24 protein-coding genes are annotated in these 25,776 nt (G+C 34.8%); 20 read left to right on the forward strand and 4 right to left on the reverse strand.

Annotated features, from left to right (window positions below):
* The first annotated feature begins 161 nt into the window (after positions 1-161).
* A complete protein-coding gene (locus FYJ58_RS11800; protein ID WP_154519926.1) occupies positions 162-356 on the forward strand; it encodes a hypothetical protein in 195 nt (64 codons plus the stop codon).
* A 272-nt stretch (positions 357-628) separates the two neighbouring features.
* Here the strand turns inward: FYJ58_RS11800 and FYJ58_RS11805 are convergent, their stop codons facing one another.
* The gene (locus FYJ58_RS11805) at positions 629-1,435 is read right to left on the reverse strand and encodes a DUF3298 and DUF4163 domain-containing protein (RefSeq protein ID WP_154519927.1); all 807 of its coding nucleotides are present in this window, start codon (positions 1,433-1,435) and stop codon (positions 629-631) included.
* Between the two features lie 260 nt (positions 1,436-1,695).
* On the opposite strand from FYJ58_RS11805, the gene FYJ58_RS11810 reads away from it, so the two are divergent.
* The 5 genes from FYJ58_RS11810 to FYJ58_RS11830 all read left to right on the forward strand — a co-directional run bounded on the left by FYJ58_RS11810 (position 1,696) and on the right by FYJ58_RS11830 (position 8,232).
* Entirely contained in the window at positions 1,696-4,149 is a 2,454-nt protein-coding gene (locus FYJ58_RS11810; protein ID WP_154519928.1) for a glycogen/starch/alpha-glucan phosphorylase, read from the forward strand.
* Between the two features lie 20 nt (positions 4,150-4,169).
* On the forward strand, positions 4,170-5,174 hold the full coding sequence (gene sppA / locus FYJ58_RS11815) for a signal peptide peptidase SppA (protein ID WP_154519929.1): 1,005 nt from the start codon (positions 4,170-4,172) through the stop codon (positions 5,172-5,174).
* Entirely contained in the window at positions 5,155-5,805 is a 651-nt protein-coding gene (locus FYJ58_RS11820; RefSeq protein WP_154519930.1) for an RDD family protein, read from the forward strand. Before sppA ends, FYJ58_RS11820 begins: the two co-directional genes overlap by 20 nt.
* Positions 5,806-5,880: 75 nt before the next feature.
* Positions 5,881-6,708 carry a peptidoglycan DD-metalloendopeptidase family protein gene (locus tag FYJ58_RS15185; protein ID WP_154519931.1) on the forward strand — a complete coding sequence of 276 codons (828 nt, stop codon included), beginning with the start codon at positions 5,881-5,883 and terminating at the stop codon, positions 6,706-6,708.
* A gap of 291 nt (positions 6,709-6,999) precedes the next feature.
* Complete coding sequence (locus FYJ58_RS11830) at positions 7,000-8,232, forward strand: hypothetical protein (RefSeq protein WP_154519932.1); 1,233 nt, start codon at positions 7,000-7,002, stop codon at positions 8,230-8,232.
* A 73-nt stretch (positions 8,233-8,305) separates the two neighbouring features.
* Here FYJ58_RS11830 and trhA read toward each other — a convergent pair whose 3' ends face one another.
* Positions 8,306-8,980: a PAQR family membrane homeostasis protein TrhA gene (trhA, locus tag FYJ58_RS11835; protein ID WP_154519933.1), complete on the reverse strand. Its 675-nt coding sequence runs from the start codon at positions 8,978-8,980 to the stop codon at positions 8,306-8,308.
* Positions 8,981-9,332: 352 nt separating this feature from the next.
* Here trhA and FYJ58_RS11840 point away from each other — a divergent pair, with 352 nt between their 5' ends.
* The 5 genes from FYJ58_RS11840 to FYJ58_RS11860 all read left to right on the forward strand — a co-directional run bounded on the left by FYJ58_RS11840 (position 9,333) and on the right by FYJ58_RS11860 (position 12,132).
* Entirely contained in the window at positions 9,333-9,518 is a 186-nt protein-coding gene (locus FYJ58_RS11840; RefSeq protein ID WP_154519934.1) for a DUF951 domain-containing protein, read from the forward strand.
* Positions 9,519-9,801: 283 nt separating this feature from the next.
* Positions 9,802-10,089 carry a 30S ribosomal protein S6 gene (gene rpsF / locus FYJ58_RS11845; RefSeq protein WP_154519935.1) on the forward strand — a complete coding sequence of 96 codons (288 nt, stop codon included), beginning with the start codon at positions 9,802-9,804 and terminating at the stop codon, positions 10,087-10,089.
* 21 nt (positions 10,090-10,110) lie between these two features.
* The gene (locus tag FYJ58_RS11850; RefSeq protein ID WP_154519936.1) at positions 10,111-10,551 is read left to right on the forward strand and encodes a single-stranded DNA-binding protein; all 441 of its coding nucleotides are present in this window, start codon (positions 10,111-10,113) and stop codon (positions 10,549-10,551) included.
* Between the two features lie 51 nt (positions 10,552-10,602).
* The gene (rpsR, locus tag FYJ58_RS11855) at positions 10,603-10,878 is read left to right on the forward strand and encodes a 30S ribosomal protein S18 (RefSeq protein ID WP_154519937.1); all 276 of its coding nucleotides are present in this window, start codon (positions 10,603-10,605) and stop codon (positions 10,876-10,878) included.
* Between the two features lie 255 nt (positions 10,879-11,133).
* The gene (locus FYJ58_RS11860; protein ID WP_235912637.1) at positions 11,134-12,132 is read left to right on the forward strand and encodes an Ig-like domain-containing protein; all 999 of its coding nucleotides are present in this window, start codon (positions 11,134-11,136) and stop codon (positions 12,130-12,132) included.
* A 91-nt stretch (positions 12,133-12,223) separates the two neighbouring features.
* Here FYJ58_RS11860 and FYJ58_RS11865 read toward each other — a convergent pair whose 3' ends face one another.
* Positions 12,224-14,521, reverse strand: a complete 2,298-nt coding sequence (locus FYJ58_RS11865) for a clostripain-related cysteine peptidase (protein WP_154519938.1) — start codon at positions 14,519-14,521, stop codon at positions 12,224-12,226.
* Between the two features lie 247 nt (positions 14,522-14,768).
* On the opposite strand from FYJ58_RS11865, the gene FYJ58_RS11870 reads away from it, so the two are divergent.
* The 6 genes from FYJ58_RS11870 to recR are packed head-to-tail and all read left to right on the forward strand — an operon-like array spanning position 14,769 to position 21,200.
* Positions 14,769-16,826, forward strand: a complete 2,058-nt coding sequence (locus FYJ58_RS11870) for a DHH family phosphoesterase (RefSeq protein WP_154519939.1) — start codon at positions 14,769-14,771, stop codon at positions 16,824-16,826.
* A gap of 2 nt (positions 16,827-16,828) precedes the next feature.
* Complete coding sequence (gene rplI / locus FYJ58_RS11875) at positions 16,829-17,275, forward strand: 50S ribosomal protein L9 (protein ID WP_154519940.1); 447 nt, start codon at positions 16,829-16,831, stop codon at positions 17,273-17,275.
* Positions 17,276-17,295: 20 nt separating this feature from the next.
* A complete protein-coding gene (dnaB, locus tag FYJ58_RS11880; protein WP_154519941.1) occupies positions 17,296-18,633 on the forward strand; it encodes a replicative DNA helicase in 1,338 nt (445 codons plus the stop codon).
* Between the two features lie 28 nt (positions 18,634-18,661).
* Complete coding sequence (gene dnaX / locus FYJ58_RS11885; RefSeq protein ID WP_154519942.1) at positions 18,662-20,233, forward strand: DNA polymerase III subunit gamma/tau; 1,572 nt, start codon at positions 18,662-18,664, stop codon at positions 20,231-20,233.
* 17 nt (positions 20,234-20,250) lie between these two features.
* Positions 20,251-20,604, forward strand: coding sequence for a YbaB/EbfC family nucleoid-associated protein (locus FYJ58_RS11890; protein WP_154519943.1), 354 nt, complete (start codon positions 20,251-20,253; stop codon positions 20,602-20,604).
* Complete coding sequence (recR, locus tag FYJ58_RS11895; RefSeq protein ID WP_154519944.1) at positions 20,604-21,200, forward strand: recombination mediator RecR; 597 nt, start codon at positions 20,604-20,606, stop codon at positions 21,198-21,200. Before FYJ58_RS11890 ends, recR begins: the two co-directional genes overlap by 1 nt.
* 228 nt (positions 21,201-21,428) lie before the next feature.
* Here the strand turns inward: recR and yyaC are convergent, their stop codons facing one another.
* The gene (yyaC, locus tag FYJ58_RS11900; protein ID WP_154519945.1) at positions 21,429-22,013 is read right to left on the reverse strand and encodes a spore protease YyaC; all 585 of its coding nucleotides are present in this window, start codon (positions 22,011-22,013) and stop codon (positions 21,429-21,431) included.
* 275 nt (positions 22,014-22,288) lie between these two features.
* Here yyaC and FYJ58_RS11905 point away from each other — a divergent pair, with 275 nt between their 5' ends.
* The 3 genes from FYJ58_RS11905 to FYJ58_RS11915 all read left to right on the forward strand — a co-directional run bounded on the left by FYJ58_RS11905 (position 22,289) and on the right by FYJ58_RS11915 (position 25,376).
* Complete coding sequence (locus FYJ58_RS11905) at positions 22,289-23,419, forward strand: LysM peptidoglycan-binding domain-containing protein (protein WP_154519946.1); 1,131 nt, start codon at positions 22,289-22,291, stop codon at positions 23,417-23,419.
* Between the two features lie 107 nt (positions 23,420-23,526).
* On the forward strand, positions 23,527-24,726 hold the full coding sequence (locus FYJ58_RS11910; RefSeq protein WP_154519947.1) for a DUF5711 family protein: 1,200 nt from the start codon (positions 23,527-23,529) through the stop codon (positions 24,724-24,726).
* A gap of 2 nt (positions 24,727-24,728) precedes the next feature.
* Positions 24,729-25,376, forward strand: a complete 648-nt coding sequence (locus FYJ58_RS11915) for a CvpA family protein (RefSeq protein WP_154519948.1) — start codon at positions 24,729-24,731, stop codon at positions 25,374-25,376.
* The last annotated feature ends 400 nt before the right edge of the window (positions 25,377-25,776 follow it).

A 25,776-nucleotide genomic window follows, 5' to 3' on the forward strand; every position in this document is an offset into this window, starting at 1 on the left:
TAAGAATAGAGTGCTGATTGAAAAAATAGGGAAGGCGTGTTATAATATGCACGAAAAATGGTGTATATTATTTGATTGGAGAATATTAAAGGAGGTATGACTTATGACAACATTAAGACAGAGTGCAATGATGGAGTTGGAAAAGATACCGGAAGATAAATATGGCAGATAAAATTCTGATTGATACGAATGTATTACTTGATTATCTTCTTGAAAGAGCTCCATTCTTTGAGGATTGTTTACAAATGGAATGTGCAAGGAGTTATGGAGCAGAATATATTGTGACAAGGAACGTATCGGATTATTCTGCATCAGACATAAGGGCAATTCTATCAAGCGAATACTTAAGATTATAATAGACAAAGCACCAACGGAAAGGAAATGTTCTTTCTGAAGGTGCTATTTTACTTTATAGGAAACTTCGTCTCCTATAAAGCAAAAACGCTCCGCGAGGATGTGCACAGATGCGAAAGGAGTATTGTTGCAAAAAGCATGCAACACGCATCTGGCACGCAAAGTGGAGCAAGTCCCTCATGAGTGAGGGATACAGGAAGTTGAGGTGGACTTGTCCACTTTGTTCTATTATCAACGCCTTTTTTTTATTATTAAAAAATAACATATTTGGGGATTAGAACGCTATTTTAAATGTATCCTTAGAAGTAAACGGAATAGAAGCTTCTACCATACCTGCCGCATATGGAGCCAGAGCATATACATCATAGTAGAAACAAATTTTCCCTTTCTTTAGATAAAAATTTGATTTTTTTCCAGCAGTCTCCTTCACGGTTTTTAAGGCATCACTAAAATATGCTTCTTTATTTGCCTTTATTTTCTTTTCAAATGCCTTATAGATTTTATTTTTAATCGTCTTATCAGACCCTTTCATAATATCAGTTAATTTAAGTTCTTTTCCTGTATTCAAATCAAAGGTATGTGCATCAGTATAAGGAGTACCATGGGCTCCGCCGGTATAGAAATAACCTGATGTAACAATTGAAAGATAACCTTTTTGGTTATAGGTAACTTCATAAGATACGTTGTCATTGTAAATTGGAAAATCTCCCTCTTCTGAAAACTCTTTTGCATCATCCAGATAGTTTTCAAACGAGCGAAGCCATTCTTTCTCTTGTTTTTCATAAAACTTGTTGATTTTTTTCAGAGAGTCAAAGTTGCCTTTTAGAACAGGACGATTATAAACAGCTTCCATTACAACTTTTTTGTTTTTATTCTTATAAGTATATTTTTTGCTATATTTTTTTATTGTAGCTTTTGTAAGGGTAACCTCCTCTTTTGCCGTTGTTACATCATTAGAAACGGATGACACTGCGACAGCCTGATTTATCTGAGCGGCATGAGCAGGGATGGAACCAGATGCGTTGGTGAAAACCAACGATGATAGTACGGCATATAGAGCGAATAATTTTTTCCTTTGCATAAGAATCCTCCTAAAACTATATAATTTATGATGTTGGGATCAAACCATATTTTGCCCCTGATACCTATGGATGACTACGCACTTTGTGCTTCCGTCATCCTAAAAACATTCGGAATTTATTTTAGTATACTACTATTGTAGTAAAAAGATATTAAGGATTTCTTTCAAAATCGAAAAGATTTTATATCGAATTTTCATTTCCCTTTTTTGTGAAAATGAGCTATAATCAAAGTGTGAAAATATCCGAAAGGAGGAGCAACATGAAGGAACTTGATAAAGAAGAATTTAAGAAACAGGTTGTTGATTATATGAAGGTGCTTTACTTTCGAACAGTAGAGGAAGCAACGCAACAACAATTATTTCAGGCAGTTTCTTACGCAATTAAAGATTACATTGTGGATCAGTGGATGGAAACTCACAAAAGATGTGAGGAAGAAGATGCAAAGAGAGTTTACTATCTTTCAATGGAATTTCTAATGGGAAGAGCATTGGGCAATATTATCCTTAATTTAAAGGGAAACAAAGAAATCAGAGAAGCTTTGGATGAACTGGGAATTGATTTAAATGCGATTGAAGATCAGGAACCGGATCCGGCACTGGGAAATGGAGGACTGGGACGTCTGGCTGCTTGTTTTTTAGATTCTCTTGCAACACTTAACTATCCTGCTTATGGCTGTGGAATCCGTTATAAATATGGAATGTTTAAGCAGAAAATAGAAGATGGATATCAGATAGAAGCACCGGATAATTGGTTAAAAGAAGGCTATCCATTCGAAATTAGGCGGGAAGAGTATGCAGTGGAAGTAAAATTCGGAGGGCATATTGCAATTCACCGTGATGAAACCGGAAGAGAAATTTTTACACAGGAAGATTATCAATCTGTGCGTGCAGTTCCTTATGATCTTCCGATTGTAGGATATAATAATGGTTTTGTAAATACGCTTCGAATCTGGGATGCAGAGGCGATAGATAATTTTAATCTGGATTCTTTTGATAAAGGCGATTATCATAAGGCGGTAGAACAGCAGAACTTAGCAAGAACAATCTGTGAGGTATTATATCCAAATGATAATCATTATGCAGGGAAAGAGTTACGTCTGAAACAACAGTACTTCTTTGTATCTGCAAGTGTGCAGAAGGCAGTATTAAAGTATATGAAAAGGCATGACGATATTCATAAATTATATGAAAAAGTGTGCTTTCAGCTAAATGATACGCATCCAACAGTTGCAGTTGCAGAACTTATGCGTATTTTGATGGATGATTATCGTTTATCATGGGAGGAAGCATGGGAAATTACAAATAAAACTTGTGCTTATACGAATCATACGATTATGTCGGAAGCACTGGAAAAATGGCCACTGGAGCTGTTTTCACGCCTGCTTCCAAGAATCTATCAGATTGTAGAGGAAATTAACCGCCGGTTTATTATTCAGATTCAGGAAAAATATCCGGGAGACTTTAGTAAAATAGAAAAGATGGCAATTGTATATGATGGTCAGGTTCGTATGGCAAATCTTGCAATTGTATCAGGATTTTCAGTGAATGGAGTTGCAAATCTTCATACTGAAATTTTAAAGCATCAGCAATTGAAAGAATTTTATGATATGATGCCGGAAAAATTTAATAATAAAACGAATGGCATCACACAACGTCGGTTTCTTCTTCATGGGAACCCACTACTTGCAGATTGGGTAACGAATAAAATTGGTGATGACTGGATTACAAATCTGACACATATTAATGAGCTTGCAATTTATGCAGACGATGAAAAATGTCAGAAGGAATTTATGAATATTAAATATCAGAATAAGTTACGGCTTGCTGAATACATTAAAAAGCATAACGGAATTGAGGTTGACCCTCGTTCCATCTTTGATGTTCAGGTAAAACGACTTCATGAATATAAGAGGCAGTTACTTAATATCCTGCATATTATGCACTTGTATAATGAACTAAAGAAAAATCCGACCATGGATTTCTATCCAAGGACATTTATTTTTGGTGCAAAGGCATCAGCCGGTTATCGCAGGGCAAAAGCAATTATAAAATTGATTAACAGTGTTGCAGATGTGATTAATAATGACACGTCAATTGGTGGAAAAATTAAAGTTGTGTTTATTGAAAATTACCGTGTGTCGAATGCAGAGATTATTTTTGCTGCCGCGGATGTTTCAGAACAAATTTCTACAGCAAGTAAGGAAGCAAGTGGAACCGGTAATATGAAATTTATGTTAAATGGTGCGATTACTTTAGGTACAATGGACGGTGCTAATGTAGAGATTGTGGAAGAAGTTGGAGCAGAAAATGCCTTTATTTTTGGTCTTAGTTCAGATGAGGTAATTCAGTATGAACAAAATGGAGGCTATAATCCAAAGGAAATCTATAACATCGACCAGGATATCCGTACTGTGCTTACACAGTTAGTAAATGGAACTTATTCACCGGAGAATCCGGAATTATTCCGTGAAATTTATAATTCGTTGTTAGAGGATAATGGTGGCGAACGGGCAGATCAATACTTTATTTTGAAAGATTTCCGCTCTTATGAAGAAGCACAGAAACGAGTTGGAGAAGCTTATAAAAATCAAGCTGGCTGGGCAAAATCAGCAATTTTAAATGTCGCAAAATCAGGGAAATTCTCTTCTGACCGTACAATTGAAGAATATGTAAGGGATATTTGGCATTTAGATAAAATTACAATTGAGAGATAAGACAGGAGGATTCACAAGAAATGAAAGGGAAACAGGCAATAGGAATTGTTGTCGCTTGTGTTATGTTCATTTTAGTAGGAATGAGCAGTTATGTTACAAGACAGATGGCAGCAGAGGTGGCAGGAGATACAAGCATAGTAAATTTGTTTGCATCCTCTTTGGAGAATAATGTAACGTTACCGACCGATCCATTTATTGGCGTTGTAAGGGTAGAAGGTACAATTACGGATACCGGTTCTTCCTCTGTATTTGATACGGTGTCTTATGACCATAAAGCAACATTAGACTACATCAATAAAATGATGAATTCTGATACAAATGAAGGAATTTTACTATATGTAAATAGTCCGGGCGGAACGGTATATCATAGTGATGAATTATATCTGAAGCTGAAAGAATATAAAGAGCAGACAGGACGTCCTGTCTGGACTTATATGGCAGATCAGGCATGCTCAGGCGGTTACTATATTTCAATGGCATCCGATCATATCGGAATGAATCGAAATGGCTGGACAGGTTCAATAGGAGTGATTGTTTCCCTGACAAATTATAGTGAATTATACAAAAAGCTTGGAGTTAAAGAAATTGATATTACAAGTGGTGCGAATAAATCAATGGGCTCTTCCGGACTTCCGCTAACAGAGGAACAGAGGGAGATTTTCCAAGGAATTGTAGATGAATCTTATGAGCAGTTTGTTGGTATCGTATCAGAGGGCAGAAATATGCCTTTAGCGAAAACAAAGAAACTCGCAGATGGAAGAATTTATACTGCCAAGCAGGCGTTGGAAAATGGTTTGATTGATGAAGTTGTGACTACTTACAAAGACTATGAAAAGGAATTTAGAAAAGAAGTTGGCGGCGGTGTTACCTTCTATGAACCAAGTTTTGGAACAGATAATATATTCGCTTCTTTATTTTCCGAAGTTAAAGATTTGAAATCAAAATCAGAGGCAGAAGTATTAAGTGAATTTATTGAAGAAAAAGGAAGCGGGGTGCCAATGTATTATGCAAAGACAGGAAAATAATATTTATTATGCCGGTTTCTTTGTAAGATTGGCTGCATGGGCAATTGATTCGTTGCTTGTCGGTGTTTTACTGTTTATTATTAAACTTCCAATGATAGTTGCTACATTTGGTGTAACAGAAGGAAACTTATTTAAAGAAGTATTATTTCAGTTTACAGTTTGGGATATACTATTTTATATTTTGGCAAAAAGCTATTACGTGGCTACAACTTATTGCACAGGAGCTACGGTTGGGAAAAAGCTAATGAATATAAAGGTAGTACCGGCCAGAGAGGACAAAATAACACTTTGGAATATACTTTACCGTGAAACAATCGGAAAATATTTGTCTGATTTATTCCTCTGTATTGGTTATATTATAGTAGGAATTGACAAAGAAAAAAGGGGCTTTCATGATATGTTGAGTGATACCCGGGTTATTTATAACTTAAAAAGGGACTTCAATATACAGGAAGAAAAAATAAAAGTTGATTCGGTAAAATTCAATCAAAAAGAAGAGGAAGAGGTACAGTATAAGGCAGCTGCTTATGGATATCAATCTGAGCAAAAACGAATGGATGAAAATCGTTCGGAAGAAACTCTTTCTGAAGCAGAAGAGAGTGAACAAAATGATGAGAATGATATACCATAAAAAAATAAAAATTAAAATTTAAAGAGTCCGTATAATCACCTCGGTTTTGGTTAGACTAAAATCGAGGTGATATTAGTGAAAAAGGAAAACAAAAGTGCTTTTTTCAAGGGGAAAGGCTTCTATGCAGCACTAACTGCGGGTGTTGCAGCAGTATTTGCAGTAGGCATTATCGGTACTCATATGCTTTCCAATGAAAATAAAAATGTAGAGCAAAACAAACAGCCATCTTCTATTGCAGAGCAAAAGAGAGATGAATTAAAGGTGGCAGACGCAGGTCAAGAGAAAAAGAAAATATCAGAAGAGCAAAAGGAACAGATAGCAGAGAATACAGAAGAGAAAAAAGCTCCGGATACAGAAGATGGAAGTTCGGAAACGGATAAAAAGAAAGATGAACAGATATCTGACATAGGAAAAACAGAAGAAACAGCAGAAGCAGAAGAACCAATGAAGGCGGTATTGAGTAATGACAGTAAAATATCAAATCAGTCGTTTGATGAAGACGCAGGTCTTCTCTGGCCGATAAAAGGAGAAATTGTTTTAGATTATAGTATGGATAAACCGGTATATTTTAAAACATTGGCACAATATAAATGTAATCCGGCCTTATTAATAGCAGGAAAGAAAAACATGGATGTTGTCAGTGCAGCAGCAGGTGTTATTACAAAAGTGGATAAAAATGAGGAAACAGGAATTACAATAACGGCCTCAATAGGGGACGATTATCAATTAGTTTATGGACAGCTTGCAGATGTAAAAGTTAAGAAAGGTGATCAGGTAAAAGCCGGTCAGGTGTTAGGAAAGCTTGCTGAACCAACAAAATATTATAAAGAGGAAGGAACGAATCTTTTCTTTGAAGTATTAGAAGGAGAAGAAAGCGTTAACCCATTATTATTATTGCAGTAGGAGAAATGGAACCATTTCTCCTACTTTTCATATATTATAGTAAAGAAGCGAAAATGGAACAGATACATATTGAAAATTCGCAGTTGATTCTATTTTTACAAGACTAATTCATTTTCGCTGTTTATAAAAATTATGAAAAAATACGAGTAAAGTCAACTGCTTTATATATTAGATAGAAAATAGGTGCTATATAAATAGCTGCTAGTGCAAAGGTATTATTGTGGGAAGGCAGAAATCTATGATATAATTAAAACGTATGATCATTAGACTTAAAAGAAAAGGAGCTTTAAAATGCAAAAAAAGAGTCAGTATAAATGGACAAAGAAATTATTTGGGATAGTATTTGTAACTATATTAATGTTTTCTTGCAAATTATCTGTGGATACAGTAGAAGCGGCTTCGGTTACAGATGAAAATGGTAAACAGGTGAATACAATAACTTCACGTGTTGTTACATCGGGAGATAAAGTTGACGCAAATAAGTACACGCAACATACAATAGTATTGCCAACAGCAGAAAAACAAGTGATTATTCCAGTTGAGTTAAGTAAATCAGGATACTATAAATTAGGGATAGAGGTAGCAGATAACTATGGAGTGAGTGGATATATATCAGCAAAGCTGTATTCTGATGCAGATTGTACAAAGTCCTTAATAGGAATACATCCTTCGATTTTTTTGAATCAGGGAACATCAAATTTTGGATATATGAGTATTTCTAAGGCAGGTACTTATTATCTGAAATTATCTGCGTCATCCGAGTTATGTAAAAACTATGAAAGTATTTCAATAAAATTAAAAGGTAATTTATTTAATGGAGATAATCGCACATTAACTAGTAATAAATATACAACAACTTATAGAAAAGACAGTAGATATGTATATTATAAGGTTAATGTAAAAAAGACAGGCTATATTACGGTAAAACAAAATCAGTTAGTGCAGGACAATTCAGGAACTTTTGTGATAAAAGAGGAGGATACATCTTCTTATGTTGCATTGTGCAATAGCAAAAAGAAAGAATTGACGCCGGACTGTTATAATAGTTATAAAACGACAAAAAATAAGCAAATATTTGGAGTAAAAAAAGGTACATATTATTTAAAAGTAAAAGCTTATCTTACAAATCCATATCGTATTAAATACACTTTCAAAGCGTTAACAGATCAGTCTGGCAGTAGTCAGAAATCTGCGAAAACAATAAAAAGCGGTAGTAGGGCAAACGGATTGGTTTTGGCGACAGATAAGACATCAAAAGTTGATTGGTATAAATTTTATTTGCCAAAAAAGCAAAATGTAAGTATTTCTATTTTCGGAGATACATGTAACACTTCTGGTTCTATTCGGGTACAGATTATTCCACCTAAAAAGGTGATTTTATTTGGAGATACATTTAGTGCCGGTGGAACAGGATTCAAAAAGGCTGTCAAATCAAAAGACAAATTTAATGCAGGTACTTATTATCTTAAAGTTACAAAGACAAATGATAATGTAACCGGTCATTATACAATCACAGTTAAATAAATTGGAAATGAAAGACTTCTGGTTCAATTCATGGCGAAATGGACCAGAAGTTTTTCTATTACAGATGGGGAATTTATAAAGGCAATACAGTAACAAATTGATACATTAAGATAAAGTGACATATACTTCCTCCTATTACAAACAGATGGAACACTTCATGAGAACCAAAGACTTTATGTCTGGAATTAAAAATTGGAAGTTTTAGTGCGTATATAATGCCACCAATCGTGTAAATAATACCGCCTGCTAACAGCCATAAAAATCCTGCTTTTGGAAGGGAGTGAATAATAGGGACAAATGCAAATACACAAGTCCATCCCATTGCAATATATAAAACAGATGATATCCATTTTGGACAATAAACCCAAAATAGTTTTAATGTCATTCCAGCGATTGCAATTGACCAGATTAGAATGAGAAGCCCAATTCCAAGTTTTCCTCCAAGAACAACAAGACAAATTGGAGTATAACTTCCAGCAATCATAACAAAAATCATCATATGATCGCATTTTTTTAGAATCCGGTTTGTGCGTTCTGACAAATCAAATGTATGATAAATTGTACTTGCTGCATAAAGTAGGATCATACTTATAATAAAGATTGCCAAAGAAACCAGATAGATTGGATCAGGTTGTTTGGCTGCTTTCATAAGAAGTGGAAGCGATGAGAATATGGCCATCATCATACCTATAAAATGAGTGATGGCACTGCCTGGATCTTTTGCTTTTAATAATTTTAAATGTTTCATAAAAAACCTCCTTGTAGGAATTATATGCAACATGCAATGTGAATATTACTATACATAGTATTTAAAACTACATCTTGCGATATTAATGTTACATCATAAAAAGAAAAAATGCAATTGTTTTTTAGAAAATGGCTTTGTTTTGAAAAGTAATGAAAAAAACTTACAAGTGGTAAAAAATGTGATATAATAAGCGTAAATGAGCAGGAGTAAGCGCAGCTTGTTCATAGCGAGTGGCGAATGTCGATTACGATAGCTGCGTATGCAGCGGTAAGCACTGAAGATGCGAATCGTGATATAATAAACATTAAAACGAAAACAGGAAATAAAGGGAAGGAGAAAAGTTGAGAAAAAGATGGATATTCAAGTAGGAGATATTATAAAAATGAAAAAACAGCATCCTTGTGGCAGTAAAGAATGGGAAGTGTTAAGGATTGGAATTGATTTCCGCTTAAAATGTATGGGATGCGAACATCAGATTATGATTCCAAGGAAGCAGGTTGAAAAAAATATTCGAGGTATTCAAAGACCTGAAAGTTAGTTAATAAAAATCAGTTCATTGCACAGAAAGTTTTTGAGTCCGGGAAAGAACAAAAAAGTGACTGGAAATTCAATGATTGAAGAAACATATTATAAAAAGATGATTTATAATTATAGATTGGAATTCCTCTAAAAAATGAGGATGGAAAATAAAAAAGACTTGCAATAAAAATAAAATTATGTTAGAATATTAAAACGTGAGTAGTTTATACAAAATTTTCCTTGCTCTTTGCTGAGAAGATAAAATACAAAGAGCCAGAGACCAAAAGGAGGTGCAGACAACTATGAATAAGTATGAATTAGTGTTAGTTGTAAGTGCAAAAATCGAAGATGATGCTAGAGTAGCAACTGTAGAAAAAGTAAAAGAATACTTAACACAGTTTGGTGGAACAATTACAAACGTTGATGAATGGGGTAAGAAAAAATTAGCTTACGAAATTCAGAAAATGAGAGAAGGATTCTACTACTTCATCCAATTCGATGCTGATTCAACAGTTCCAGCAGAAATCGAACAAAGAGTTCGTATTATGGAAAATGTAATCAGATACTTATGCGTTAAACAAGAGGCATAGTAGTAAAGGAGGTTTTTCCTCATGAATAAATTGATTTTAATGGGTCGCTTGACAAGAGATCCTGAAGTTAGATATTCCCAGGGAGAGAATTCCTTGGCAATCGCCAGATTTAGTATTGCAGTAGACCGTCGTTTTAAACGTGCCGGTGAACCGGAAGCAGATTTCTTTAATTGTACTTCTTTCGGAAAGCAAGCTGAATTTGTAGAGCGTTACTTGAAGCAGGGTACTAAGATTTTACTTAGTGGTAGAGTTCAGAATGATAATTATACCAACAAAGAAGGTCAGAAAGTATATAGTGTTCAAGTAATGGTTGACGAAATTGAATTTGCAGAAAGCAAAAATGCGAGTGCAGAGAATGCAGGCTTCCGTCCCGCAGCTCAGGCACCACAGCCAAGCCAAGCCGTTGGAGATGGATTTATGAACATCCCAGATGGAATTGACGAAGAATTACCATTTAATTAGATGATAGATGCTGCTTATAGGGCAGTAATGATGATAAGGAGGTTATAAGTCATGGCATACAATAAAAATGACAGAGGCGATAGAGCAGATTCTCCTATGAAGAGAAGAGGCGCACGCAGAAGAAAAAAAGTTTGCGTTTTTTGTGCTGATAAAGAACACAACACAATCGATTATAAAGATGTAAATAAATTAAAAAGATACGTATCTGAAAGAGGCAAAATTCTTCCTAGAAGAATTACAGGAAACTGTGCAAAACACCAGAGAGCTCTTACAGTAGCAATCAAACGTGCACGTCATATCGCTTTAATGCCTTATACAACAGAATAAGAAAAACTTTTGGAGTCACTTTGCATTTTGATATGCGGAGTGGCTCTTTTGCAATTTTTGTGGATTAAATTAGGAATAACAATTAGAATGAAAATGTCAAAAAAAGGAAATATATTTTGCTTTTGTGCAAAATTGTATATTATTGTCTTGAAAAAATTAAAAATTTAAAAAATAATTCTAATTACCTATTTATAGTGCGATAAATTTATGATAAGCTCGTAATGTTATGAATTTGACTTTAGAAGGGAGTAAGTTATGAAAACAAAAAGAAATACAAAAGTTTTTTCTATGTTATTAGCATTTTTAATTTGTGTATGTTCAGTATTTACTAATGCTAGTGTCGGCAAGGCTGCCGAATACCAATCAATATTAAAAAACTCAGGAGTTGCGATGGCAAACCAAGAAGTAAATAATGATTTTACTTTAGATATAAATAAGAATGTATATTTTGGATTTGCTGTACCGGCACCGGTAAATTGTGAGGTAAGTGTATATAATAGTGCCGGACAACTTTATAAGAGTACTGTTCCAATCAGTGAAAGCGATTGGGAGTTTTCAGAAGGTCTTTATATTTTTGCATTTCCTGGTGGCAATATGCCGGCAGGTGATTATTCTATAAAGCTTACATTTGATGAAGATACTCAATATATGGTAATGATTAAGGCGGATAAGCAGATAGCTACAATTAGTACAAAATCAGCGACTGTAACTGCTGGTTTTACGAAAAGGCTTAAAGTAAATAATACAAGCGGAAAGGTAACTTGGTCATCTAGTAAAAAAAGCGTTGCTGCTGTAAGCAGTAATGGTGTTGTTACTGCTAAAAAGCCGGGGAAGGCTACAATTACAGCTAAAACAAAAGATGGTCAGAAATTAACTTGCAAGGTTACTGTAAAGGAAAATATATTTAAAGAAACAAAACTTTCTACATCGAATGTTTATTATGGGCAATGTGGCTTACAAGTGTATAATGCTTCTTATGCCTCAAACGGCGATTTGGTGTTAAAATGTAAGTTTTTAAATAATTCGGGACATTGGGTAAATGCATTAAAAAATACTCAAATTACATTTAAGACAGATGCAGGAAAGACGATTGGAACTTATTCTGCTTCCACAATAAATATGAGTGTGGCACACACTTCTTCAAAGAACTTTACAGTAAAAATTAAAAAATCAAAATTAAAGATTAAAAAAGCAGATCTTCGTAATGCAAGCTACAAGACAAGCGGTAAATATCAATATAAAATTTATTATTAATTTTAAAGGACTGTTGCAGAATACAAACTTATTTTGCAACAGTCCTTTTTAAACTTTTTACCTTATGAATTGATTCTATTTTAGCTTTTTATTATTTTTTAGCTATAATCTTGAATGTTAATTTCTTTTCTGGAGCAGCTGCATAACGTCCAATGCCTTTGATAGTGATAGTTGCTGTTCCTATTCCGAGGTTATTTGTATAAGAAACTATGTAATCTTTTCCTTTTTTCAAAGTAGTTTTTCCCGCTTTTACTTTGACAGCAGGAGTAATCTTATAACCTGTTAAATTATAAGATTTCTTCGGAATTGTTGTTTTTGCTTTTGCAAATTGAACAATGTCAGAATGAGCTACTTTATTATGACTTATATTACCATAGTAGGATTCTGCGCAGAAATCGTATATAAAATTATTTGCACTTTCTTTTTTCCATTCGAATGGCAATATTAGTTCCTCATTTTTGAAGTCTTTTTGAGTTACCTTATAAGTAGCTTTTTTATTTAATGTTTTTTTACCATTGCTATAAACGTAGTATGGAATAAGTACGGTACCTGGCTCAAAAGAGTTTTCAAGAATTACTTCGCCCTGTTCTATTATGAAGAATACTTTTTGTTCTTTTCCGTTTACATTCATGTAAGTATAGTAATCTCCGTAATAGGTATCATAAGCACTGGTGTAAATTGGAGAACCGTTAAAAGTAAGATATTTCGTAATTGGTGCAGCGCTAAAAGATGAACCATTTAAATTCACCCGATTCTCACTAAGTGCGATATGTTTTCCATCATTTGCTTTTAAGTATACTTTTTCGCCGGTAAAGGACATGTAATCCTCATTATTGCTTGAAATGGTCAACGTATATTTACCCGTTTTGTTATTATAATGAACGGAAGACTTTGGAATCGTAGCCTGCTTTGTCTCAACATTATGAGCTATATTGTAAATATAGGCTGCATAATAGTCACTGATTCCTAATTCATTATAGCTGTTTTTAGAAAATGCACCATGATTGCGGGAATCTTTTTGAGGGTAAAAGAAGGAAAGGGCTTTCTCACCGTGATATTCGCTGTTAGTATCGCCATTACACATTGCAAGTAGAAAATCTTTTTCAAACAAATCTGCTTTTAAAGTCTGTGCAGCTTTTACATAATCACGGCAATTAGCAACATTCATCTTTACTGTTGATTTCTTACTCTTTCCATTTGCTTTTGCATAGTTGTCAGTGAATTTTATTGTTTGATTTAAGAAGGAATACATTCCCATTAAATCCATGTTCTGATCTATTTCTTTTGCTGTGTAAGCTGCTTTTTCAAATGCTGCCTTCAGATTGCTGTCGGCACAGATATGCATCATTGCTTTTGCGAGTTCGTCAAATTCGTTGACACAGCGTGGCATGTAAGACAAGTCGAAAGCACCAATTGTAGCATTGACATCATAGTCTTTATTTTTTTTATCTAAATAGTAGTTGCGATAGGCCTGGACTTCGGTTGTTGCAATGTCTTTTCCGCTATAATCCCTATGTTCATTGACTGCTTTTGCAAGTTCATCAATAACAGGTGTATAATTCCAGCCATTATCGCCTTCTACGGTCATTGCAGCGATTGCGTAATCGGCATGACGCGCTGTCATTGCAAGAGTTTCGAAAGAACCCATCAAACAGGCATCGTATCCGATCATGTCGTATTTTCCATTTGGAATGACATCGGAAGCAGCCGTTAATGCAGTGTCGATTTCTTTTAAACTTAAAGAATCCATATCTGCCCATTCATCGTTACAAACACCACCTTCCGTACCGCCGCCGTGATCCCAGAATACTAAAACGTTGTGTTGATACTGATTCGCGGTGTCTTTTACAAAATCCTCTAATGTGGATGCATCCGCCATTGAGACTACGTTTCTTCCCTCTTTTTTTGCCACATCAGGATTGTTAGCTCCTTCATCTGCAGAAAGCTGCACCAATGATGGATAAGTAATGGTCTTTCCATCTTGCGTAATTACGTTATCATATTTGATTTTGTAACGTTGGATATAGTCAGAACTGATGTTTTGAGGATTAATCTTTTTAATTGTTTCATCGGTCATGTGAAGTACATCTTTATAATAGGATTTGATGCCCTCATCAAAATACCAAGCTTTGCTTCCCCCTGTCTGAAGAGTAACCTGAACATTATCCGGTACATTTTTTGCACTCATAAGTTCCAAAAGGTCAACTGTTGCTGCACGAAGGTCGGATGGAGATTCCAAAGTAGAACCACACATATAAATCTCAAAATTCCAACCATCAATTGGCGTTGCTGCACGGGCATAACTGCAATTTGTAAGTTCTGAAGAAGTAAAAGCCATGCAGGCAACTAAACAGAAACTTAAAACGCGTTTTAGAGTTTGTTTTAACATGTTATCATTCTCCTTTTATACTTTAATTTTAAATAAGCCATTTTTATTATAACACTATTAATTGGAAAATAAAATATTATAATGGCACTTTTTTACATAAAATAATTTCCAGAATTTGTTTTTCTCTAGAGCAGAAGATTGTCCCTTTCGTTTGCAATCTTCCTTTAAAAATGGTATAATCAGACTGTTAATGTCTAATATATTGAGATACTAATAAGTAGGCAGTATCTTATTATGGAGAGAAAAAATGAAAAAGAAAGTGAGAATAAAGGGAAAACTTAAGTCCTATCTGCAATGGCCTATCTTTTTAACACCGCTGTTGATTTGTATGAATATCAGCATGTTTTTTGTCAATGTAAAGGCTGGTATTCTAATGGCTGTATATACTTTTATCTATCTTGTAATTGCAAGTGTTATATTTGTATATAAGAGAACAGCTGTATTAGGTGATTTGGTTCGTTATGCCGCGGACTATGGAAAGGTACAGAAGCAGTTACTTCGCGAGATGGCACTTCCTTATGGAATATTAGATGTGGAAGGTCATTTGCTGTGGGGCAATGATGAATTTCTAAGCGTGATTTCAGATGAAAAAGCGGCAAGGAAATCAATCAAAAATGTAATCCCTGGATTAGAAACGGACCTTTTGCCAAAGACGGAGCAGGACGAAGAACTCCACCTTGTAATTGATGAGCGTTATTATAAAGTAATTATGCGGCGGATTATATTACAAGAAGGAGAAGAGAATGCGAAAGGTCTTGGAAAAGAGCTGGAACGGTTTTGTGACAGCAGTTGCCTAATCAGTATATATTTACATGACGAAACCGATATTTTATCAGGACTTCAAGAAATCAAAAATCAGAAATTGATTGCTGGTCTTCTGTATATTGATAATTATGAGGAAGCGCTAGATACAGTTGACGAGGTAAGACGTTCGCTATTAATTGCACTTGTAGACCGAAAAATTAATAAGTATATGCAAAGTATTGATGCAATCGCAAAGAAGCTGGAAAAAGATAAGTATATTTTTGTATTTCAAAACCGGTATTTGGAGAAGCTTCGTGAGGATAAATTTTCAATATTAGAAGAGGTTCGTTCTGTTAATATTGGAAATGATATGGCAGTTACAATCAGTCTTGGTCTGGGAGTAAATGGAGAAACTTATACCCAGGCTTATGAATATGCGAGAGCAGCAATTGATTTGGCATTAGGTCGAGGTGGCGATCAGGCAGTTATTAAAGAAGGAGACCGTATTTCCTATTATGGAGGAAAGAGTATTCAGGTTGAAAAAAATACAAGAGTAAAGGCAAGAGTAAAAGCTCATGCGTTAAGAGAGTTAATTGAAGCAAAGGAAGAAGTATTTATTATGGGACATTCTTTAGGGGATGTAGATTCTTTTGGAGCTTCGATTGGAATCTATCGTGCAGCAAAAACTTTGGGTAAAAAAGCACACATTGTAATCAATGAGGTGAGTAGTTCTGTTCGGCCAATTATGGACCGGTTTCTTGATAATCCGGATTATGAAGAGGATATGATTATTTCCGGTGAACGGGCGATTGAGAAAGTAAATAAAAATATGTTACTTGTAATTGTTGATGTAAATCGTCCGAGTTATACGGAATGCAGGGAATTAATTGACTTAACAAATACCGTTGTAATACTGGACCATCATAGAAGAACGGATGAAGCGATTGAGCATGCCGTGTTATCTTATATTGAGCCGTATGCTTCCTCTGCATGTGAAATGGTTGCAGAAATATTGCAGTATATTGCAGATAATCTAAAATTAAAGCAGGCGGAAGCCGATGCAATGTATGCGGGAATCATGATTGATACAAACAATTTCCTTACCAAAACAGGAGTAAGGACATTTGAGGCTGCTGCTTATTTAAGAAGACATGGAGCTGACGTGACAAGAATTCGAAAAGGATTCCGAAGTGAAATGATTGAGTATAAAGTAAAGGCAGAGGCAATTCAGCAGACAGAAGTCTATATGGATTGCTATGCAATTACAGTATGTGCAGGAAAGGGCACAGAAAGTCCAACCATTTTAGGGGCACAGGTTGCTAACGAATTATTGGATATTCAAGGAATTAAGGCTTCCTTTGTATTAACAGAATACAATGACAAGATATACATTAGTGCAAGGTCGATTGACGAATTAAATGTACAGGTTGTTATGGAAAAGTTAGGCGGCGGAGGTCACTTAAGTGTTGCAGGTGCACAATTGGAAAACTGCACGATAGAAGAGGCAAAGGAAATTGTGCGGGGTACTTTAAGGAAGATGAATGAGGAAGGAGAATTATAATAATGGAAGTTATTTTATTAGAAGATGTAAAATCACTTGGAAAAAAAGGTGAAAAGGTAAAAGTAAATGATGGCTATGCAAGAAATTTTATATTGAAAAAAAATTTAGGAATAGAAGCTACTGCTAAGAATCTAAACGATTTAAAACTTCAAAAGGCAAATGAAGAAAAAATTGCAAAAGAACAGTTAGAACAGGCACAGACATTTGCAAAAGAATTATCAGAAAAAAAAGTTGAATTAAAGATTAAAGCAGGGAAGGATGGAAGAAGCTTCGGTTCGGTTTCAACAAAGGAAATTGCTTTGGCAGCAAAAGAACAGTTAGGATATGATATTGATAAAAAGAAAATGCAGCTGGCAGATCCAATTAAAAGTGCTGGTACCTTTAACGTCCCAATCAAATTACATCCAAAGGTAGTTGGTGAATTGAAAGTACATGTATCAGAAGTTTAGAAAGGAAGTTTTTCAATCTGATGGATGAAGCGTTAATTAAAAAAATTCTTCCGCATAGCGTAGAAGCTGAGCAGTCTGTAATCGGCTCTATGATTATGGACAGAGATGCGATTACGACAGCATCTGAGATTTTAATATCAGAGGATTTTTATCAAAATCAATATGGTGTATTATTTGACGCAATGGTGGAATTATATAACGAGGGTCAACCGGTTGATCTGGTAACATTGCAAAATCGATTAAAAGAAAAAGAAGTTCCACCGGAATTGAGCAGTCTGGAATTTATAAGAGATTTAATTAGTTCTGTTCCTACTTCTGCAAATGTAAAGTATTATTCTAATATTGTAAAAGAAAAGGCCATCCTCAGGCGTTTAATAAAAATAACAGAGGGAATTGCGAATGAATGTTATTTAAATAAGGAGCCGGTTGATGCTATTTTAGAGGATACAGAAAAGCAGATTTTTGATGTCATTCAAAATAAATCATCAGGGGATTTTGTCAGTATTGACAAGATTGTGCTTCAATCCTTAGAAAGTATTGAAGCAGCTTCGAAAAGTAAAGGAAGCGTAACCGGAGTTGCAACTGGTTTTTACGATTTAGACTATAAGACTGCAGGATTGCAGCCGTCTGACTTAATTCTTGTTGCAGCCAGACCATCTATGGGAAAGACAGCCTTTGTATTAAATATAGCAGAGCATGTAGCTATAAAATCGAAAACGACAACGGCAATCTTTAGTCTGGAAATGTCAAAAGACCAGCTCGTAAAACGTATGCTTGCAATGAATTCTAAGGTAGATTCCCAAGCAATTCGGAGTGGAGAACTCAATGACGATGATTGGACAAAGCTGGTCGAAAGTGTTAAGGTAATTGGAAATTCGAATCTGATTATTGATGATACACCGGGAATTTCAATCTCAGATTTACGTTCAAAGTGTAGAAAATACAAACTGGAGCATAAGCTCGGCTTAGTTATTATCGATTACCTTCAGCTTATGACAGGCAATCGTAAAAGTGAATCAAGACAACAGGAAGTATCGGATATTTCACGCTCCCTAAAGGCGCTGGCAAGGGAAATTAATGCACCAATTATTGCATTATCTCAGTTAAGTCGTGCGGTGGAACAAAGACCGGATAAACGACCAATGCTTTCGGATCTTCGTGAATCCGGTGCGATTGAACAGGATGCCGATGTTGTTATGTTTATTTACAGAGATGATTATTATAACCATGATACAGAGGAGCCGGGCGTAGCAGAGATTATTATCGGAAAACAGAGAAATGGTCCTACAGGAACGGTAAAATTAGGGTGGCAGTCACAATTTACAAAATTTGTTAACTTGGAACGAAGCTATAGTTAAAATAGATTGAGAAAAGAGTATTGCAATTATGTCATATACAGCACTTTATAGAAAGTTCCGCCCAAAAGGATTTGAAGATGTAAAAGGGCAGGAGCATATTGTAACAACTTTAAAAAACCAGATTGAAGCAGACCGAATCGGACATGCGTATTTGTTTTGTGGAACAAGAGGAACCGGTAAAACGACAGTTGCAAAGATATTGGCGAAAGCAGTTAATTGTGAACATCCGATTGATGGAAGTCCGTGCAATGAATGTAAGATATGTCAGTCAATTAATAATCAGACATCGATGAATGTAATTGAGATTGATGCGGCTTCGAACAATGGTGTGGATAATATAAGAGAGATTGTGGAGGAAGTGCAATATTCTCCTACGGAAGGAAAATATAAGGTGTATATTATTGATGAGGTGCATATGCTTTCAACAGGAGCATTTAATGCGCTTTTAAAAACCTTGGAAGAACCTCCGTCTTATGTTATATTTATACTTGCAACAACAGAAGTACACAAAATACCAATTACAATTTTATCACGCTGTCAGCGTTACGACTTTAAAAGAATTTCAATTGATGTAATTGCAGACAGACTAAAGGAATTGGTACAGAAAGAAAATGTAACTGCTGAAGAAAAGGCAATTCGTTATGTCGCTAAGGCTGCAGATGGTTCTATGCGTGATGCGTTAAGTCTGCTTGACCAGTGTATTGCATTTTATCTTGGACAGGAGCTTACTTATGACCGTGTATTAGAAGTTTTAGGTGCTGTTGATACAGAAATTTTTGGTCAGATGTTTCAATATATTAATACGGGTCAGGTTGTTCCTGCATTAGAGCTTTTAGAACGCCTGGTGATGGAAGGCAGGGAGCTTAGTCAGTTTATTATAGACTTTACGTGGTATTTGAGAAATCTGTTATTAATTAAAACTTCTGAAGAGGCTGATGACATTGTAGATGCGTCTACCGAACAGTTAAAACAATTAGTACATGAGGCTAAACTTGCAGAGAGTGAAACATTGATGAGATACATTCGCGTGTTATCGGAGCTATCAAATCAGATAAAATATGCGACACAAAAGAGAGTATTGGTTGAAATAGGTATTATAAAGCTTTGTAAGCCTTCCATGGAAACAAATTATGATTCTATTTTGGATAGAATCCGAGTGCTTGAAAAAGCACTTGAGGAAGGTAGGATACCGATTGCTAAAGAACCTATCATGACTCCAGTGGCAGTGGAAAAAGAGGAGGGAGAACAGATAGAAGAAACACCCTTATATCCTCTCGCAATTCCAGAGGAATTGCGTTCTTTAGCAGAAAACTGGCATGCGATTCTTGGAAGACTTCCGGGAGCGGTCCGATCAATGATGGGAAGTGCGATACCAACAGCGGGTGAAGGAAGTACGTTGCTTCTTATGTTCCGAGATGAGTTAGAGAAAAACTTTATTGATAGCGGTACACACGTTGAAGATATCAAACAGGCGATTAGGGAGTGTATACAAAAAGAGGTTGCTGTAGAAACAAGATATATCAGTGAACAACAAGAATCTGCCGATTCCGGCATAGACTTGACAAAAATTATAAAAATGAAGATTGAATATGAAGATTAAAGGAGGACATTATTAACATGGCAAAACGCGGTGGATTTCCAGGAGGAATGCCTGGTAATATGAGCAATTTAATGAAACAGGCACAAAAAATGCAACGTCAGATGGAAGAAAAAACAAAAGAATTAGAAGAAAAAGAATATGAAGCAACAGCAGGTGGTGGAGCTGTAAAGGTTGTTGTATCCGGAAAAAAAGAAGTTGTTTCTGTAAAATTAGCAGAAGAAGTTGTTGACCCAGATGACATTGAGATGTTAGAAGATTTGATTGTTGCAGCTACAAATGAAGCACTTCGTGCAATGGAAGAAGACAGCAATAGTATTATGGGTGCCATTGCAGGAGGACTTGGTGGACTAGGCGGAGGCTTGCCTTTCTAATGGATTATTATAGTTCACAGATAAGCAAGCTGATAGAAGAGTTATCAAGACTTCCGGGAATTGGAGCAAAGTCTGCACAGAGATTGGCATTTCATATTATAAACATGCCAAAGGAGCAGGTTGAACAGCTTTCTTCTACGATATTAGAGGCGAAGCAGAAGGTGCAATATTGTAAGGTATGCTGTACTTTGACTGATCAGGAAGTTTGTCCAATCTGCAGTAGCGAAAAAAGAAATAAGAAGCAAATTATGGTAGTCGAGAACCCGAGAGATTTAGCAGCCTATGAAAAGACTCAGAAGTTCGAAGGTGTTTACCATGTTCTTCATGGTGCGATATCTCCGATGCTTGGAATTGGTCCCGGGGATATCCGTCTGAAGGAGCTTATGACTCGGTTGCAGGGAGATATAGAGGAAGTAATTATTGCTACTAATTCCAGCCTGGAAGGAGAAACAACGGCAATGTATATAAGTAAATTAATAAAACCGATAGGAATTAAAGTAAGCCGTATTGCAAGTGGAGTGCCGGTTGGAGGCGACTTGGAGTATATTGATGAGATAACTTTGCTAAGAGCTTTAGAGGGACGCATCGAATTGTAAAAAATAGAAAAATACAGATAAATAATAAGGACGGTGACATGGGAGTTGTCATCGTCCTATTTATTTAATGAGAGGGGGAGAGTAATCAAAATTATGAAAACCTCTTACAACAAATAGTATAGATTATAAATATGACCAAAGTGTGTATAGATAATTAAAAAATACTGAAGAAACTGACTATTTATTAAAAAAAATCTTAACAAAAAATAAACAGAGTGCGTTTTATCTCTATACGGAGTGCTTTATTATAGAGTATTTAATTCCATAGCATATAAAATCTGCTAATTGCATAACGATATTAAGCCGAGTTGTCTGTAACAGCATATTGTTTAATAGTCCAGATATATTCACAATTCCGGTAATAAAAATATCGCCAACGCAAGGGAGTTCTTTGTCAACGCCAATTCCCGGATAAAGTGCACCTTCTCCTAAGGTAATAAATCCAAGATGTTTGTCTGTGCCAAGAGAAGCATCAACAGCAATAACAAGAGAATCTTTATGATTTTTTTTAATCTTATTTACGGTTTTTTGAAGATTTTTCGCATGTACCGGTTCAGATAAAGTTCCATAGATGGTTAGATTTGGATAATTAAACTGAGATAACTTATAGCCTATGATAGGACCAAGGCTATCGCCAGTAGCACGGTCAGAACCAATACATAATAAAACAACTTCTGTTTTTTGACTGCTCTTTTTTTGGATAAGAGAAGAAAGTGTTTTGCAGAAATCAAAAACAGAGTGTTTCTCATTTGGATTATAATAATATATTTTCGACTTTTTTATAGTGTCGTTATTTAATATTGTCTGTGGCATATGAGCCTCCTTGTCCATTTCTATTTTGTCTATATCTATTCCCAGTTATGGAAATAATTACACATAATGTTAAAAAATTTTATCGCATATTTGGACAAGATAAGGAAGAAAAAGGCATAAACAAGAAAAAAATAGAAAGAAAAAAGAAAAATTTTAACATATCAGGCAGAGAAAAAGAGAGCGATTTTCAAATAAAGATTGCCATTTTGACAAAAGGTGCAATTTTCTTATGATATTATGTCCTCGTAAATAGAAAGAGAGGAAGGTATTATCATATGGAACAACAGAATTTACCTAAAAATATAAGACAAATCGGACAAGCAGGAAGAAATCCTAAGATTTACATAGAAGATTATGTAATTACATATGCAAGAAAACTTGCGAAACAGACAACAAATCGTTATGGACTGGCTGTTCTTTTGGGAAAACTTCCTCAGGAAGAGAATCAACCAATTTTTGTAAGTGGTGCAGTTACAATCCAAAATTATCAGTTAGAACAAGGGGTTATATTTTCGAATGAAGTCTGGTCTGGAATTTACGAGCAGATTCGAAAATATTTTATGGATTTGGAGGTTATGGGACTTGTTGTAACAAGGAATGAATCAGAGGAAGGAATTCCGGATAGGCTAAAGAGAATCCATTTAGAAAATTTTCCAGGTGAAAACAGAATCTTTTTTTTGTATGACGGTGAAGAAAAAGAAGAGAATTTTTATCGGACAAGCAAAAGACAGCTAGTTAAACAAAATGGATACTATATTTATTATGAGAAAAATGAATCTATGCAAAACTATATGGTTGATACACTGGGAACAGAAAGCGAAGAAAAGGAATATGAAGATTTGGCAATGGAGCATGTAAGGAATGTAATTGCTTCCAAAACGGAACCGGTAGAAAATAAAAAAATGGTTCATCTAATGTATGCAGCGAGTACAGCATTGGCTGCGGTTGTGTTAGTAATTGGGACAACCATGTTAAATAATTATGATAAAATGAATAATATGGAACAAACATTAAATCACATTTCAGATGATGTAACTGAGTTAGGAAAAGAAGATGGGAATTTACTGGTGGAAACATTAAATGGTAATCTTGAAAAAGCGAGCAAAAAAGAGAATTTTCCAGAGAAAGAAGAGAATGAAGAGGACAGTAAGAACGATAAAAAGGATTTTTCGAATCAAAAGACAGATGAAAAGGAACACAAAAAAAATAAGAAGATTAAAACTTCGGAGAAAAAACCGGCATCCGCAAAACCAGTAAAATATTATACAGTCAAAAAAGGTGATACGTTAGTTACAATAAGTGGGAAATTATATGATTCTGATGAATATGTAGAAGCAATTCAAAAAATGAATGGAATAGAGGATAAAGATGTCATATACGAAGGGCAGAAATTGTTATTACCATAAAAGATGTGGAAAACTGTTTACATTCAATTGCCGAAGTCATTTAAATAAGGTATAATGCACATGAAGGTAAAAAGAAATAATAAAAATGAATGACAAAGGTGGAAAGAATGGAAAGTTTAGTAGAAAGAAATGATAATAAAAGATATGAAAAGGAAAAGAAAAGACATAAAAGAGCAGTTGTATTAACGATTAGTACATGTACTATTGCTGCTGTATGTCTTTTTGCATATATTTTAAACAATGTAATTAATAAGCATTATTTGGGATATGAGGTTGTAAAAACAATACCAAGGCAGGATAGTAGCAGTGTTACTTATGCAAAGTATAAGGATGGGTTACTAAAATATAGCCACGATGGAGCTTCGGCAATTGATGGAGAGGGAAAAACACTTTGGAATGGAAGCTATGATATGAACAACCCAAGTGTGGATATTTGTGGCGATTTTGCAGTAATCGGTGATATTGGCGGAAAAGAATGGTATGTCTATAACGGAAGTGATTCAGGCACTAAGTTTGAAGAAACGCTTCCTATCGCACAGATAAAGATTGCCGGGCAGGGGGTTGTAGCAGTTTTGTTAAATGACAAGGATTCAAATGAAATCCATTTGTATAACCCTTATGACAGCAGTCAAATGTTACTTGCAAAGATACCAACAAATTTATCAGAAGATGGATATCCGATAGACATTGATTTGTCGAATGATGGTAAAAAAATTGTGACAAGCTATATGGGCGTATCAAAAGGAGAAATACAGTGTAAAGTTAGTTTTTATAATTTCGATGATGTTGGAAAGGATAAAGTAAATCGAATGGTTGGTGGAGTTGATTTTGGAACGGACTTAATTCACAAAGTTGATTTTGTGAATGATGATACAGTGTGTATGTTTGGAGAAAAGGGGTTTTTTGTTTATTCAATGGGTGAATTGCCAGAGGAAGTATTTAAAAAAACATTTAAAAACCAGACAATAAAAAGTATTGTTATGAATGAAAATTATATTGGATGTATACTGCAATCAAAAGATGGTTCAGCGGAGTATCCACTTACCTTATATCGTTATAATGGCAAAAAAGTTCTGGAACAAAAAATCAATTATCAATATGATGAAGTAAAATTAGAAGATGATGAAATTTTATTTACATCTGATATGGAATGTAATATTTTAAGAACAAATGGTTCGGAAAAGCTCCATACGGTATTTGATAAAAAGATAGATTATGTATTTCATTTATCAGGAAAAGAAAATTATATTTTTATTGATGAAAGTAAGATAAATAAGGTGAAATTATCCGGTAAGATAAAGGTGTGAGCATGGTAAAAGAATCAATTAACTGGTTGTTAATTTTTGTAATAGCGGTGTTGGCTTTTTACAGTCTGAAAGGATTGAAACTTGGTTTTATTCGGACTGCATTTTCAATGTTTTCGACAATTATAGCATTAATTGCAGCGTCTGTTTTTTCTCCTTATGTGAGTGGATGGATCATCGAACATAAGGAAGCGGGTTCTGTATTAGAATATTCAGTTGAAGAAAAAAATGAAACAACTTTGGATGGAGAGTCAGATATTAACTGGGCAAAGTTAATATCTGATTTTGTAACAGAAAAATCAACCGATCATTTGTCACAGCAGGCCAAAAATTATATTGCAGATAGAATGAGCTTGTTTTTGACGAATATGATTTCCTTTATTTGTGTTTTTATTATTATAAGAATTTTCCTGGCAATATTGTGTAGTTCCTTGGATTTTGTAAGCAGTATTCCAATTTTAAATGGACTGAACAAAACAGCCGGATTCTTGATAGGATTGTTACATGGCCTTTTAAATATATGGGTTGGCTTTGCAATTCTAACTATATTTAGCCAAACGAATACAGGAAAGATACTGTTTGAATATATTGAACAGAGTGTATTTTTAACAGTCTTATATAGTCAGAATATTCTGATAAAAATATTTATTTAAAAAAATTAAAAAAGTTGTTGACAACAGAATCAATTTGTTATATACTAACACCTGTCGCTTGGTTGACAGAACACTGACAAAGAAAAAAGTCAGTCATTCGAGTGAAAGGCTCGGATGAAAAAAGAAGAAATAAGCCATAGTCTTCGAACTGGAATTTGTTCTTTTTCTGGAAACAAAGACAACAAAAAAATAAAGAAAGTTGTTGACAAGAAACGACAAACATGATATAATAAATAATGTTGACGCGACGATAAAGAAAAGCGTCGACAGAGGAAAGAAAAATAAAGCACCTTGATAATTGAACAATAAAACAACCCTGAAAATTCTAAGAGAACCATTTGTTTGAATGAGGATTTGAACAGATGAGAGATTCATAAGAATTTCAGACGAACGACCTTTG

It is taken from the genome of Velocimicrobium porci, assembly GCF_009696045.1.
Lineage (GTDB): Bacteria > Bacillota > Clostridia > Lachnospirales > Lachnospiraceae > Velocimicrobium > Velocimicrobium porci.

What these genes read in the sequence shown, in the direction of transcription:
- FYJ58_RS11800 (WP_154519926.1), top strand. Translation starts at nt 162, where the DNA reads ATGGCAGATAAAATTCTGATTGATACGAATGTATTACTTGATTATCTT.
- FYJ58_RS11805 (WP_154519927.1), bottom strand. Translation starts at nt 1,435, where the DNA reads ATGCAAAGGAAAAAATTATTCGCTCTATATGCCGTACTATCATCGTTG.
- FYJ58_RS11810 (WP_154519928.1), top strand. Translation starts at nt 1,696, where the DNA reads ATGAAGGAACTTGATAAAGAAGAATTTAAGAAACAGGTTGTTGATTAT.
- sppA (WP_154519929.1), top strand. Translation starts at nt 4,170, where the DNA reads ATGAAAGGGAAACAGGCAATAGGAATTGTTGTCGCTTGTGTTATGTTC.
- FYJ58_RS11820 (WP_154519930.1), top strand. Translation starts at nt 5,155, where the DNA reads ATGCAAAGACAGGAAAATAATATTTATTATGCCGGTTTCTTTGTAAGA.
- FYJ58_RS11830 (WP_154519932.1), top strand. Translation starts at nt 7,000, where the DNA reads ATGCAAAAAAAGAGTCAGTATAAATGGACAAAGAAATTATTTGGGATA.
- trhA (WP_154519933.1), bottom strand. Translation starts at nt 8,980, where the DNA reads ATGAAACATTTAAAATTATTAAAAGCAAAAGATCCAGGCAGTGCCATC.
- FYJ58_RS11840 (WP_154519934.1), top strand. Translation starts at nt 9,333, where the DNA reads ATGGATATTCAAGTAGGAGATATTATAAAAATGAAAAAACAGCATCCT.
- rpsF (WP_154519935.1), top strand. Translation starts at nt 9,802, where the DNA reads ATGAATAAGTATGAATTAGTGTTAGTTGTAAGTGCAAAAATCGAAGAT.
- FYJ58_RS11850 (WP_154519936.1), top strand. Translation starts at nt 10,111, where the DNA reads ATGAATAAATTGATTTTAATGGGTCGCTTGACAAGAGATCCTGAAGTT.
- rpsR (WP_154519937.1), top strand. Translation starts at nt 10,603, where the DNA reads ATGGCATACAATAAAAATGACAGAGGCGATAGAGCAGATTCTCCTATG.
- FYJ58_RS11860 (WP_235912637.1), top strand. Translation starts at nt 11,134, where the DNA reads ATGAAAACAAAAAGAAATACAAAAGTTTTTTCTATGTTATTAGCATTT.
- FYJ58_RS11865 (WP_154519938.1), bottom strand. Translation starts at nt 14,521, where the DNA reads ATGTTAAAACAAACTCTAAAACGCGTTTTAAGTTTCTGTTTAGTTGCC.
- FYJ58_RS11870 (WP_154519939.1), top strand. Translation starts at nt 14,769, where the DNA reads ATGAAAAAGAAAGTGAGAATAAAGGGAAAACTTAAGTCCTATCTGCAA.
- rplI (WP_154519940.1), top strand. Translation starts at nt 16,829, where the DNA reads ATGGAAGTTATTTTATTAGAAGATGTAAAATCACTTGGAAAAAAAGGT.
- dnaB (WP_154519941.1), top strand. Translation starts at nt 17,296, where the DNA reads ATGGATGAAGCGTTAATTAAAAAAATTCTTCCGCATAGCGTAGAAGCT.
- dnaX (WP_154519942.1), top strand. Translation starts at nt 18,662, where the DNA reads ATGTCATATACAGCACTTTATAGAAAGTTCCGCCCAAAAGGATTTGAA.
- FYJ58_RS11890 (WP_154519943.1), top strand. Translation starts at nt 20,251, where the DNA reads ATGGCAAAACGCGGTGGATTTCCAGGAGGAATGCCTGGTAATATGAGC.
- recR (WP_154519944.1), top strand. Translation starts at nt 20,604, where the DNA reads ATGGATTATTATAGTTCACAGATAAGCAAGCTGATAGAAGAGTTATCA.
- yyaC (WP_154519945.1), bottom strand. Translation starts at nt 22,013, where the DNA reads ATGCCACAGACAATATTAAATAACGACACTATAAAAAAGTCGAAAATA.
- FYJ58_RS11905 (WP_154519946.1), top strand. Translation starts at nt 22,289, where the DNA reads ATGGAACAACAGAATTTACCTAAAAATATAAGACAAATCGGACAAGCA.
- FYJ58_RS11910 (WP_154519947.1), top strand. Translation starts at nt 23,527, where the DNA reads ATGGAAAGTTTAGTAGAAAGAAATGATAATAAAAGATATGAAAAGGAA.
- FYJ58_RS11915 (WP_154519948.1), top strand. Translation starts at nt 24,729, where the DNA reads ATGGTAAAAGAATCAATTAACTGGTTGTTAATTTTTGTAATAGCGGTG.